Here is a 12,692-nt window from a genome sequence, read left to right on the forward strand (position 1 = left end):
GACGCAGGGCTGGCATGAACGCGATCTCGAAGGGTTTCGAGGGCAAGGGCTTCACCGGGCGCAAGCGCATCCGCAAGTCCTTCGGACGGCTGCCCGAGGTGGCACCGATGCCGAACCTCATCGACGTGCAGCGCGCGTCCTACGAGGCGTTCCTGCAGGCGGAGGTCGCGCCCGAGATGCGCGCCAATGCTGGCCTTCAGGAGGTCTTCAAGGGCGTTTTCCCAATCAATGATTTCGCTGGCCGCGGCAGCCTGGAATTCGTCCGCTACGAGTTCGAGGATCCGAAGTACGACGTGGAGGAGTGCATCCAGCGCGGGCTAACCTATGCCGCCCCGCTGAAAGCCCATCTGCGCCTGATCGTCTGGGACATCGACGAGGACACCGGCTCCCGCTCGATCCGCGACATTAAGGAGCAGGGCGTCTACATGGGCGATATCCCGCTCATGACGGATAACGGCACCTTCATCGTCAACGGCACCGAGCGCGTCATCGTCTCGCAGATGCACCGTTCGCCCGGTGTGTTCTTCGACCATGACAAGGGCAAGACTCACTCCTCGGGCAAGTACCTGTTCGCTGCCCGCGTGATTCCCTATCGCGGCTCCTGGCTCGACTTTGAGTTCGACGCCAAGGACATCTGTTACGTGCGCATTGACCGGAAGCGCAAGCTGCCGGCCTCTACGCTGCTGCTCGCCCTGGATTCCTCCGAGACGGAGGCGAAGCGCGCCGAGCGCGAGACGCCGTTGGAGCCGGGCGAGGTGCGCGGCATGGACGCGCAGGAGATCCTCTCCACCTTCTACAGCCAGGTGGTGTTCTCCAACGGCAAGCAGGGCTGGTCGCGCCCCTATGAGCCCGACGCCTTCCGCGGCTTGAAGCTGACCGAGGACCTGATCGACGCCGCGACCGGCCAAGTCGTGGCCGCCAAGGACACGAAGCTGAACCCCCGCGCCGCCCGCAAGATCGCGGATGAGGGCACCAAGGAGGTGCTCGTCAGCCGCGCCGACCTGATGGGGCGCTTTGTGGCCGAGGATCTGGTGGACATGTCCACCGGTGAGATCCATGCCGAGGCCGGCGAGGAGCTGACCGAGGCTAAGCTCGCCGCCATTGAGGCCGCTGGCTACGACCGGCTGCCGACGCTCGCGATCGACTCCTCTGTCGGTCCCTGGATGCGCAACACGCTCACGGTGGACAAGAACTCCAACCGCGACGACGCGCTGATGGACATCTACCGCGTCATGCGCCCGGGCGAGCCGCCGACGCCCGAGACGGCTGAGACGCTGTTCCGCGGCCTGTTCTTCGATGGCGAGCGCTACGACCTCTCCGCAGTCGGCCGCGTGAAGATGAACATGCGCCTCGGCTTCACGCTGGAGCAGGCGCCGGACACGCTGCGGACCCTGCGCAAGCAGGACATCCTGGCGACGGTGAAGACGCTGCTCGAGCTGAAGGACGGCAAGGGCCAGATCGACGACATCGACAATCTCGGCAACCGCCGGGTGCGTTCGGTCGGCGAGCTGATGGAGAACCAGTACCGCGTTGGTCTGCTCCGTATGGAGCGCGCCATCAAGGAGCGGATGGGTTCGGTCGACATCGATACAGTGATGCCGACGGACCTCATCAACGCCAAGCCGGCGGCTGCTGCGGTGCGCGAGTTCTTCGGCTCTTCTCAGCTGTCCCAGTTCATGGACCAGACCAATCCGCTGTCCGAGGTGACGCATAAGCGCCGCCTCTCGGCGCTTGGCCCGGGAGGTCTGACGCGCGAGCGTGCCGGCTTCGAGGTGCGCGACGTGCACCCGACGCATTACGGCCGCATCTGCCCGATCGAGACGCCGGAAGGCCCAAACATCGGCCTGATCAACTCGCTCGCCACCTTCGCCAAGGTGAACAAGTACGGCTTCATCGAGACGCCGTACCAGATGGTGCGGGACGGCAAGATCGTGGGCGACCCGCGCTATCTCTCCGCTATGGAGGAGGAGCGCCTCGTGGTCGCGCAGGCGGATGCCGACGTGGATCGCGAGAGCGGCGAGTTCCGTTCCGAGCTGGTCTCGGTGCGTCAGGGTGGCGACTTCCGGCTGGTGAAGCCGGAGGAGGTGACCGCCATTGACGTGTCGCCGAAGCAGCTGGTCTCCGTGGCCGCGGCGCTGATCCCGTTCCTCGAGAACGACGACGCGAACCGCGCGCTCATGGGCTCGAACATGCAGCGCCAGGCGGTGCCGCTGGTCCGTTCCGACGCGCCGCTGGTGGGCACGGGCATGGAGGCCGCGGTTGCGCGGGACTCCGGCGCCTCTATCGTCGCGCGCCGTGATGGCGTGGTGGATAGCATCGACGGTGCGCGCATCGTGGTGCGCGCCACCGGCGAGGACGGCACGACCCAGGGCGTTGATATCTATCGCTTGCGGAAGTTCCAGCGCTCCAACCAGTCCACCTGCATCAACCAGCGCCCGCTGGTCCGTGTGGGTGACGAAGTGCGCGGCGGCGACATCATTGCCGACGGCCCCTCCACGGAGCTGGGTGAGCTGGCCCTGGGCCGGAACGCGCTCGTCGCGTTCATGCCCTGGAACGGTTACAACTTCGAGGACTCCATCCTGATCAGCGAGCGCATCGCCCAGGAGGACATCTTCACCTCGATCCATATCGACGAGTTCGAGGTCTCGGCCCGCGACACCAAGCTGGGCCAGGAGGAGATCACCCGCGACATCCCGAATGTGGGCGAGGAGGCGCTGCGGAACCTCGACGAGGCCGGCATTGTCTATATTGGTGCCGAAGTGCAGCCGGGCGACATCCTGGTCGGCAAGGTGACGCCGAAGGGCGAGAGCCCGATGACGCCGGAGGAGAAGCTTCTCCGCGCCATCTTTGGCGAGAAGGCTTCCGACGTCCGCGACACGTCGCTGCGCCTGCCGCCGGGTGTCTCCGGCACGATTGTGGACGTGCGCGTCTTCTCCCGCCGTGGCGTGGACAAGGACGAGCGCGCCATGGCGATCGAGCGCGCCGAGATTGAGCGTTTGGCCAAGGACCGCGACGACGAGCGGGCCATCCAGGAGCGGTCCTTCACGGGGCGTCTCCGCGAGATCCTGCTCAACCGGAAGGCGGCGGGCGGCTTCAAGGGTGTGAAGCAGGGCACGGTCATCACCGACGAGGTGCTGGACGAGTTTAACCGCATGACCTGGCGCCAGATCGGCGTCTCGGACGACGCCGCCCAGGCGCAGCTCGAGGCCCTGAAGCGCGAGTTCGACGCTGCGGTTGAGCGCCTGCAGAAGCGCTTCGAGAGCAAGGTCGAGAAGCTGCAGCGCGGCGATGAGCTGCCGCCCGGCGTGATGAAGCAGGTCAAGGTGTTCGTGGCGGTGAAGCGCAAGCTGCAGCCGGGCGACAAGATGGCCGGCCGTCACGGCAACAAGGGCGTCGTCTCCCGCGTCGTGCCGATCGAGGACATGCCGTTCCTTGAGGATGGCACGCCGGTCGACCTCGTGCTGAACCCGCTGGGCGTGCCCTCGCGCATGAACATCGGCCAGATTCTCGAGACGCATCTAGGCTGGGCCTGTGCCACGCTCGGCAAGCAGATTGGCGAGGTGGTCGAGGATTACCGCCGCGCCGGGGCTGCGCGCGAGGCGCTGATCGACAAGCTGCGCGACGTTTATGGCGACGAGATCACGGATCGTGACATTGTCGGCATGAGCGAGGACCAGCTGCTCGAGCTCGGCGACAACCTCAAGCGCGGCGTGCCGATCGCGACGCCGGTCTTCGACGGGGCCCGCATCTCGGACATCGAGAACATGCTGACCAAGGCGGGGCTCGACACCTCCGGCCAGGTTCAGCTGGTCGATGGCCGCACGGGCGACCTCTTCGAGCGCAAGGTGACGGTGGGCTACATCTACATGCTCAAGCTGCACCACTTGGTGGACGACAAGATCCACGCCCGCTCCATCGGCCCCTACTCGCTCGTCACGCAGCAGCCACTGGGTGGTAAGGCGCAGTTCGGTGGCCAGCGCTTCGGCGAAATGGAGGTTTGGGCGCTGGAAGCTTACGGCGCCGCCTACACGCTGCAGGAGATGCTGACGGTGAAGTCGGACGACGTGTCCGGCCGCACCAAGGTCTATGAGGCGATCGTCCGCGACCAGGACAGCTTCGAGGCCGGCATTCCCGAGAGCTTCAACGTTCTGACCAAGGAGCTGAAGAGCCTTGGCCTGAACGTGGATCTCGAGAACCGCGGCAGCTGATTTTCCGCTGACAGGATCGCGCCGGCCCCATCCCAGCGGGGCCGGCCGCTGATGTTGCCCTGCTTCGGCAGGGCAGGCTGGACGTAGAAGGAAGGCCCCATGAACGAGCTGATGAAGATCCTTGGCCAGACTGGCCAGGCCGTCACCTTCGATCAGATCAAGATTACGATCGCCTCCCCGGAGCAGATCCGCTCCTGGTCCTATGGCGAGATTAAGAAGCCCGAGACGATCAACTACCGCACCTTCAAGCCGGAGCGGGACGGGCTGTTCTGTGCGCGCATCTTTGGTCCGATCAAGGACTACGAGTGCCTGTGCGGCAAGTACAAGCGGATGAAGTTCCGCGGCATCATCTGCGAGAAGTGCGGCGTCGAGGTGACGCTGGCCAAGGTGCGCCGCGAGCGCATGGGCCATATCGAGCTGGCCTCGCCCGTCGCACATATCTGGTTCATGAAGTCTCTCCCCAGCCGCGTCGGCCTGATGGTCGACATGTCGCTGAAGGAGCTGGAGAAGGTTCTGTACTTCGAGAGCTATGTGGTTCTCGAGCCGGGTCTGACCGATCTCAAGCTGCACCAGCTGCTGACCGAGGATGCGTTCCAGGCCAAGCAGGACGAGTTCGGTGAGGATGCTTTCACCGTCGGTATCGGCGCCGAAGCCGTCAAGCAGATGCTGACCGGCATCGAGCTGGGCAAGGAAAGCACCCGGCTCCGCGCCGAGCTGAAGGAGACAACCTCCGAGGCCAAGCGCAAGAAGCTGGTCAAGCGGCTGAAGCTGATCGAGGCTTTTGCCGAAGGTGGCGCGCGTCCGGAGTGGATGATCCTGGACGTTGTCCCGGTGATCCCGCCGGAGCTGCGCCCGCTGGTTCCGCTGGATGGTGGCCGCTTCGCGACGTCGGACCTGAACGACCTGTATCGCCGCGTCATCAACCGCAACAACCGCCTCAAGCGTCTGATCGAGCTGCGCGCGCCGGACATCATCGTCCGTAACGAGAAGCGCATGCTGCAGGAGGCCGTGGACGCGCTGTTCGACAACGGGCGTCGCGGCCGCGCCATCACGGGTGCCAACAAGCGCCCGCTGAAGTCGCTCTCCGACATGCTGAAGGGCAAGCAGGGCCGTTTCCGTCAGAACCTGCTCGGCAAGCGCGTCGACTACTCCGGCCGTTCGGTGATCGTCGTCGGTCCCGAGCTGAAGCTGCATCAGTGCGGCCTGCCGAAGAAGATGGCGCTCGAGCTGTTCAAGCCGTTCATCTACTCAAAGCTCGAGAAGTATGGTCACGCCACCACCATCAAGGCGGCAAAGCGGATGGTGGAGAAGGAGCGTCCCGAGGTGTGGGACATCCTCGAGGAGGTGATCCGCGAGCACCCGGTCATGCTGAACCGGGCGCCGACGCTGCACCGCCTGGGCATTCAGGCCTTTGAGCCGATTCTCGTCGAGGGCAAGGCGATCCAGCTTCACCCGCTGGTTTGCACCGCCTTCAACGCGGACTTCGACGGCGACCAGATGGCCGTGCACGTCCCGCTGAGCCTTGAGGCTCAGTTGGAGGCGCGCGTGCTGATGATGTCGACCAACAACATCCTCAGTCCCGCCAACGGCAAGCCGATCATCGTGCCGTCCCAGGACATCGTGCTGGGCCTCTACTACCTGAGCCTGGAGACGCCGGAGTTCCGCGCGGCCCACGCCAATATCGAGGCCAAGCGCAGCCTGATCTCTGGCACGTCCGGCAAGACGGCGGAGAAGCTCTCCGCCGAGGAGCGCGACGCGTTGTCCTTCCGCCCGACCGTCTTCGACGGCCTGGGTGAGGTGGAGCAGGCGCTGGCCGCCGGTGCGGTGACGCTGCACACGGCCATTCTGGCCGCTGTGCCGTCCTTCAAGGATGGCAAACCGAGCCGGGAGACGGTGATCACCACGCCGGGCCGCCTGATGATGGGCTCGCTTCTGCCCCATCATCCCAACGTGCCCTACTCGATCATCAACCGGCAGCTGACCAAGCGCAGCATCTCGGACGTGATCGACGCGGTGTACCGCCACTGCGGCCAAAAGGAGTCGGTGATCTTCGCCGACCGCCTGATGGGCCTCGGCTTCCGCAACGCTGCGAAGGCCGGCATCTCCTTCGGCAAGAATGACATGATGATCCCGGCCTCTAAGGCCGAGATGATCGATCGCACCAAGGGCGAGGTGAAGGAGTTCGAGCAGCAGTATCTCGACGGCCTGATCACCGCCGGCGAGCGTTACAACAAGGTGGTGGACGCCTGGTCGCGCGCGACCGAGGAGGTCGCCGGTGCGATGATGAAGGAGATTTCCCGCCAGGAGATCGGCGTGCAGACCAACTCGGTCTGGATGATGTCCCACTCCGGTGCGCGTGGGTCGCCGGCGCAGATGCGCCAGTTGGCAGGAATGCGCGGCCTGATGGCCAAGCCCTCGGGCGAGATCATCGAGCAGCCGATCATCTCGAACTTCAAGGAAGGCCTGACCGTCCTTGAGTACTTCAACTCCACCCACGGCGCCCGTAAGGGCCTCGCGGACACGGCGCTGAAGACGGCCAACTCGGGCTACCTGACGCGTCGCCTCGTCGACGTGGCGCAGGACTGCATCATCGTCGACAACGATTGCGGCACGGAGCGCGGCATCACGGTTCGCGCCGTGATGGACGGGGGCGAGGTCGTCTCCTCCCTGTCCGAGCGGATCCTGGGCCGGACGATCCAGCGGGACGTCGCCAACCCGGAGACGGGCGAGGTGGTCGCCCCCCGCAATTCGCTGGTCGACGAGGTGATGGCGGATGCGGTGGAGCAGTCCGGCGCGGAGGAGGTCTATATTCGCTCCGTGCTGACCTGCGACGCGCGCCAGGGCGTCTGCGGCATGTGCTATGGGCGTGACCTCGCCCGCGGCACGCCGGTGAACACCGGTGAGGCGGTCGGTGTCATCGCCGCCCAGTCCATTGGTGAGCCCGGCACACAGCTGACCATGCGCACCTTCCACATCGGCGGCGCCGCCCAGCGTTCGGCGGAGCAGTCGCATGTCGAGGCGACCAGCGACGGCTCGGTGAAGGTCCTGAACAAGGCCGTCGTCGTGAACAGTGAGGGCGCCAACATCGTCATGGCGCGTAACTGCGAGATCGTGCTGAGCGATGCGCAGGGACGTGAGCGCGCCCGGTACCGTGTGCCCTACGGCGCGCGGCTGCTGGTCGAGGACGGTGCCGAGGTGGTCCGCGCCCAGAAGCTGGCCGATTGGGACCCCTTCACCCTGCCGATCATCATCGATCGCGCGGGCGTGGTGGAGTACACCGACCTCATTGAGGGCTTCACCCTTTACGAGGAGACGGACCCGGTGACGGGCCTGACCTCGAAGGTGGTGCGCGAGCCGGTCGAACGGGCCAAGAACGCCAATCTCCGCCCCAGCATGGTGCTGCGGGAAGGGGGCAAGGTGGTGGCGCAGTTCGCGCTGCAGCCCTCCTCCATCCTGAACGTGGAGAACGGCGCGACGGTCCATGCCGGCGACGTCATCGCCCGGCTGCCGCGCGAATCGTCCAAGACCCGCGACATCACCGGCGGTCTGCCGCGTGTGGCGGAACTGTTCGAGGCGCGCCGGCCCAAGGATGCCGCTATCATCAGCGACATCGACGGGCGGGTGGAGTTCGGCAAGGACTACAAGGCGAAGCGCCGCATCGTGGTGGTGCCCGACGCCGTCGGTGACGAGCAGCCTGCTTCTCGTGAGTACCTGGTGCCCAAGGGCAAGCACGTCTCCGTCCAGGAGGGTGACTATGTTCGGGCCGGTGACCCGCTGGTGGACGGTCCGCGCGTGCCGCACGACATCCTGCGCGTTCTGGGCGTCGAGGCTCTCGCGAACTACCTCGTGAACGAGATCCAGGACGTCTATCGACTGCAGGGCGTGAAGATCAACGACAAGCACATCGAGGTGATCGTTCGCCAGATGCTGCAGAAGGTCGAGATCCTCGAGCCGGGAGATACGACCTATCTGATCGGCGAGCAGGTGGACCGCATCGAGTTCGACATCGAGAACGAGAAGCGGCTGGAAATGAAGGAGCGGCCCGCCCGGGCCGAGCCAGTGCTCCAGGGCATCACCAAGGCCAGCCTGCAGACCAATTCGTTCATCTCGGCCGCCTCCTTCCAGGAGACGACCCGGGTGCTCACCGAGGCGGCCGTGGCCGGCAAGGTGGACCGCCTGGAAGGGCTGAAGGAGAACGTCATCGTCGGGCGCCTTATCCCGGCGGGTACGGGTTCCGTGATGAATCGCTTGCGCTCCCTAGCCGCGCAGCGGGACAAGGGGCGCCTGCCGGCGTCACAGCCCGCGCTGCCGGGTACCGGACAGCAGGCTGCCGAGTAAGTACGACAGCGTTCCGGGGTCCTTCGCAGGGCCCCGGAGCGGGCTATGGGCGCGGCAGGGGCAGGAACCTCTGTCACGCCAGTTTAACCTGGGCCTAAATCGCTTGACTCATGGGGTAGGGGGGGGTAGGTGTCCGCCCCTCTACGAGCCCCACGGCAGCGCCAAGGGTTCGAACGAGTTTGGACGACCAATTCAGCGTTGCCGACGCCTCCGCCCCTGATTGAACGCCAGGCTTGCCTGGGTTCGGTGGGCGGGTCAGGCCGGGGACGAGAGAGTAGCCCGCTGGGCCGCGCATGCGCGGTTTTGCGGGCGCCTTCGCTTGGATGCGGTCGGACACTGAAGGGTCACGAAGGGGCGTCATGCCGACGATCAACCAGCTTATCGCGCAGGGGCGCGAGCCGAAGCCGAGCCGCAACAAGGTGCCGGCCCTGCAGAGCTGCCCCCAGAAGCGCGGCGTTTGCACGCGCGTCTATACGACGACGCCGAAGAAGCCGAACTCGGCCCTTCGTAAGGTTGCCAAGGTGCGCCTGACGAATGGCTACGAGGTGGTGTCCTACATCCCTGGCGAGGGTCACAACCTCCAGGAGCACTCAGTCGTCCTGATCCGTGGCGGCCGCGTGAAGGACCTTCCGGGCGTTCGCTACCACATCCTGCGCGGCGTGCTCGATACCCAGGGCATTGCCAAGCGGCGCCAGCGCCGGTCGCTGTACGGCGCCAAGCGGCCGAAGTGAGGAACTGAGAGATGTCGCGTCGCCATCGCGCAGAGAAGCGCGAAGTCCTGCCGGACCCGAAGTTCGGGGATGTCGTCCTTAGCCGTTTCATGAACGTGCTGATGTATGACGGCAAGAAGAGCACCGCCGAAGGGATCGTCTACGGCGCCATGGACACGCTCAAGCGTCGTGGCGGTCCGCAGGCCGATCCGCTTCGCGTGTTCCACGAGGCCATGGACAACGTGAAGCCCGCCGTCGAGGTGCGTTCGCGGCGTGTCGGTGGCGCTACCTACCAGGTGCCCGTCGAAGTTCGCCCCGAGCGCCGCCAGGCTCTTGCGATCCGCTGGCTCATTGAGTCGGCCCGCAAGCGTGGCGAGCACACGATGGAAGATCGCCTCTCCGCCGAGCTGATGGACGCGGCCAACAACCGCGGCGCAGCTGTGAAGAAGCGCGAAGACACGCACCGGATGGCCGAGGCGAACAAGGCCTTCAGCCACTATCGCTGGTAAGCCGCTCGGCCCCTCCTCGAGGGGTGCGGCGCTGACAAACCCATAGAAGACCCGTCCGGGCAGAGGCACGACAATGGCGAAGGCGAAGTTCGAGCGGACGAAGCCGCACTGCAACATTGGCACGATCGGCCATGTGGATCATGGCAAGACGTCGCTGACGGCTGCGATCACGAAGATCCTGGCGAAGTCGGGTGGTGCGTCCTTCACGGCGTATGACCAGATCGACAAGGCCCCCGAGGAGCGGGCGCGCGGCATCACGATCTCGACCGCGCATGTCGAGTACGAGACGGCCAACCGCCACTACGCGCATGTGGACTGCCCCGGCCACGCCGACTACGTGAAGAACATGATCACGGGTGCGGCGCAGATGGACGGCGCGATCCTCGTGGTGTCGGCGGCCGACGGCCCGATGCCGCAGACGCGCGAGCACATCCTGCTCGCCCGCCAGGTCGGCGTGCCGGCGCTGGTCGTGTTCCTGAACAAGGTGGACATGGCCGACCCCGACCTGCTGGAGCTGGTCGAGATGGAGGTGCGCGAGCTGCTCTCCTCCTACCAGTTCCCGGGCGACGACATCCCGATCATCCAGGGCTCGGCGCTGATGGCGCTGGAGGACAAGTCCCCCGAGATCGGCGAGCAGGCGATCCTGAAGCTGATGGAGGCGGTCGACGCCTACATCCCGCAGCCGGAGCGCGCGGTTGACCTGCCGTTCCTGATGCCGGTCGAGGACGTGTTCTCGATCTCGGGCCGCGGCACGGTGGTGACCGGTCGCGTCGAGCGCGGCATCGTCAAGGTGGGCGAGGAGGTCGAGATCGTCGGCCTGAAGGACACCGTGAAGACGACGGTGACCGGCGTCGAGATGTTCAGGAAGCTCCTGGACAGCGGGATGGCCGGCGACAACATCGGCGCGCTGCTGCGCGGCACGAAGCGCGAGGACGTCGAGCGCGGCCAGGTGCTGTGCAAGCCGGGCGCGATCACGCCGCACACGCAGTTCAAGGCCGAGGCCTACATCCTGACGAAGGAGGAGGGCGGTCGCCACACGCCGTTCTTCACCAACTACCGCCCGCAGTTCTACTTCCGCACGACCGACGTGACGGGCGTGGTGCAGCTGCCCGAGGGCGTGGAGATGGTGATGCCGGGCGACAACGTGGCGATGACGGTCGAGCTGATCGCGCCAATCGCCATGGACCAGGGCCTGCGCTTCGCCATCCGCGAGGGTGGTCGCACCGTCGGCGCCGGCGTCGTCGCGAGCATCGAGAAGTAAGATGGCCGGCGACGCGCAGAATATCCGGATCCGCCTCAAGGCGTTCGATCACCGCGTGCTGGATGGCAGCACGCGGGAGATCGTAAACACCGCGAAGCGGACCGGTGCTCGGGTGCGGGGTCCTATCCCGCTTCCGACCCACATCGAGCGGTTCACTGTGAACCGTTCGCCGCATGTCGATAAGAAGTCGCGCGAGCAGTTCGAGATCCGGACTCATCGCCGCCTTCTGGACATCGTCGACCCCACCCCGCAGACCGTGGACGCGCTGATGAAGCTCGACCTGGCCTCCGGTGTGGACGTCGAGATCAAGATCTGAGTTCGAGGGGCGCACACACCATGTCCGCGAAAGATGGCCGCACTGGCCTGATCGCCCGGAAGCTGGGCATGTCCCGGCTCTTCAACGAGGACGGCTCCACCGTGCCGGTGACGCTGCTGCACGTGGATGACGTTCGCGTCGTGGCAGTGCGCTCCGTCGAAAAGGACGGCTACACTGCGGTGCAGCTGGGCGTTGGGCACGCCAAGGCGAAAAACGTTTCCAAGCCTAATCGCGCGCATTTCGCCAAGTCTGGCGTCGAAGCGCCGGCGAAGGTGATGGAGTTCCGCACGGCCGACGGCGCGGTGCTGGAGGCGGGCGCCAAGCTCTCTCCGGCCCACTTCGTGAAGGGCCAGAAGATCGACGTCACCGGCGTGACCAAGGGTAAGGGGTTTGCCGGCGCGATGAAGCGCTGGAACTTCTCGGGCCTTGAAGCCTCGCACGGCGTGTCGATCAGCCACCGTTCGCACGGTTCGACGGGTAACCGCCAGGACCCGGGCAAGGTCTTCAAGAATAAGAAGATGGCCGGCCATCTTGGTGTTGAGCGCGTCACCACCCAGAACCTGGAAGTGGCCGCTGTGGACGTGGAAAAGGGCCTTCTGTTCGTGAAGGGTGCCGTTCCCGGTGCCGCGAACGGATGGGTGATGGTGCGCGACGCCGTGAAGCGGAAGCGCCATGCCGATGCGCCGTATCCGACGGCGACGGCTTGAGGATCGGGTGATGCAAGTCAAGGTCATCACGCTCGACAACGCCGAGGCCGGCGAGATCGAGCTTCCTGCCGAGGTTTTCGGCGCCGAGCCGCGCGCCGACATCATGGCGAGGGTGGTGCACTGGCAGTTGGCCAAGCGCCGCGCCGGCACGCACAAGGTCAAGGGCCTCGGTGAGGTCTCCGGCACCACGAAGAAGCCCTATCGCCAGAAGGGCACGGGCAACGCCCGTCAGGGCTCTCTCCGTGCGCCGCAGTTCCGCGGCGGTGGTGCTGTCCATGGCCCGGTGGTTCGCAGCTACGAGTACAGCCTGCCGAAGAAGGTCCGTCGCCTGGGCCTGATCAGCGCGCTGAGCGAGAAGGCCGCGTCCGGCAAGCTGGTGGTGCTTGATGCCGCCGCTCCGGGCCAGGATGCCAAGACGAAGACCCTCGCCGTGCAGGTGAAGGCGTTCGGCTGGACGAGCGCGCTGCTGTTCGACGCGACGCCGGATGAAGGGCTGCTTCGCGCCGCCCGCAACCTGCCGCGCGTGCAGGTGATGCCGACCGTTGGCGCCAATGTGTACGACATCGTCCGCCACGACGTCCTCGTCGTGACCCGGGCGGGCGTCGAGGCCCTGAAGGAGCGTCTGTCGTGAGCGAGGCGCAGA

At 65.8% G+C, this 12,692-nt stretch carries 8 protein-coding genes; all 8 read left to right on the forward strand.

Annotation, left to right across the window (positions count from 1 at the left end; genetic code table 11):
• Positions 1-14: 14 nt before the first annotated feature.
• Complete coding sequence (rpoB, locus tag ACVBD7_RS02645) at positions 15-4,208, forward strand: DNA-directed RNA polymerase subunit beta (RefSeq protein WP_458095974.1); 4,194 nt, start codon at positions 15-17, stop codon at positions 4,206-4,208.
• 99 nt (positions 4,209-4,307) lie between these two features.
• A complete protein-coding gene (rpoC, locus tag ACVBD7_RS02650; protein ID WP_458095975.1) occupies positions 4,308-8,546 on the forward strand; it encodes a DNA-directed RNA polymerase subunit beta' in 4,239 nt (1,412 codons plus the stop codon).
• Between the two features lie 359 nt (positions 8,547-8,905).
• A complete protein-coding gene (gene rpsL / locus ACVBD7_RS02655; RefSeq protein WP_073139794.1) occupies positions 8,906-9,277 on the forward strand; it encodes a 30S ribosomal protein S12 in 372 nt (123 codons plus the stop codon).
• Positions 9,278-9,288: 11 nt separating this feature from the next.
• The gene (gene rpsG / locus ACVBD7_RS02660; RefSeq protein WP_458095976.1) at positions 9,289-9,765 is read left to right on the forward strand and encodes a 30S ribosomal protein S7; all 477 of its coding nucleotides are present in this window, start codon (positions 9,289-9,291) and stop codon (positions 9,763-9,765) included.
• Positions 9,766-9,838: 73 nt separating this feature from the next.
• Entirely contained in the window at positions 9,839-11,026 is a 1,188-nt protein-coding gene (tuf, locus tag ACVBD7_RS02665) for an elongation factor Tu (protein ID WP_458095963.1), read from the forward strand.
• 1 nt (position 11,027) lies between these two features.
• Positions 11,028-11,342, forward strand: a complete 315-nt coding sequence (gene rpsJ / locus ACVBD7_RS02670; RefSeq protein WP_159347997.1) for a 30S ribosomal protein S10 — start codon at positions 11,028-11,030, stop codon at positions 11,340-11,342.
• A gap of 20 nt (positions 11,343-11,362) precedes the next feature.
• A complete protein-coding gene (gene rplC, locus ACVBD7_RS02675) occupies positions 11,363-12,049 on the forward strand; it encodes a 50S ribosomal protein L3 (protein ID WP_458095977.1) in 687 nt (228 codons plus the stop codon).
• Between the two features lie 10 nt (positions 12,050-12,059).
• Positions 12,060-12,680 carry a 50S ribosomal protein L4 gene (rplD, locus tag ACVBD7_RS02680; RefSeq protein ID WP_458095978.1) on the forward strand — a complete coding sequence of 207 codons (621 nt, stop codon included), beginning with the start codon at positions 12,060-12,062 and terminating at the stop codon, positions 12,678-12,680.
• Positions 12,681-12,692: the final 12 nt, after the last annotated feature.

It is taken from the genome of Roseomonas sp. WA12, assembly GCF_054165765.1.

Bases quoted from the DNA above. Each gene is read 5' to 3' on its own strand.
- rpsG (WP_458095976.1), top strand. From the start codon at position 9,289: ATGTCGCGTCGCCATCGCGCAGAGAAGCGCGAAGTCCTGCCGGACCCG.
- tuf (WP_458095963.1), top strand. From the start codon at position 9,839: ATGGCGAAGGCGAAGTTCGAGCGGACGAAGCCGCACTGCAACATTGGC.
- rpoB (WP_458095974.1), top strand. From the start codon at position 15: ATGAACGCGATCTCGAAGGGTTTCGAGGGCAAGGGCTTCACCGGGCGC.
- rpsL (WP_073139794.1), top strand. From the start codon at position 8,906: ATGCCGACGATCAACCAGCTTATCGCGCAGGGGCGCGAGCCGAAGCCG.
- rpsJ (WP_159347997.1), top strand. From the start codon at position 11,028: ATGGCCGGCGACGCGCAGAATATCCGGATCCGCCTCAAGGCGTTCGAT.
- rplD (WP_458095978.1), top strand. From the start codon at position 12,060: ATGCAAGTCAAGGTCATCACGCTCGACAACGCCGAGGCCGGCGAGATC.
- rpoC (WP_458095975.1), top strand. From the start codon at position 4,308: ATGAACGAGCTGATGAAGATCCTTGGCCAGACTGGCCAGGCCGTCACC.
- rplC (WP_458095977.1), top strand. From the start codon at position 11,363: ATGTCCGCGAAAGATGGCCGCACTGGCCTGATCGCCCGGAAGCTGGGC.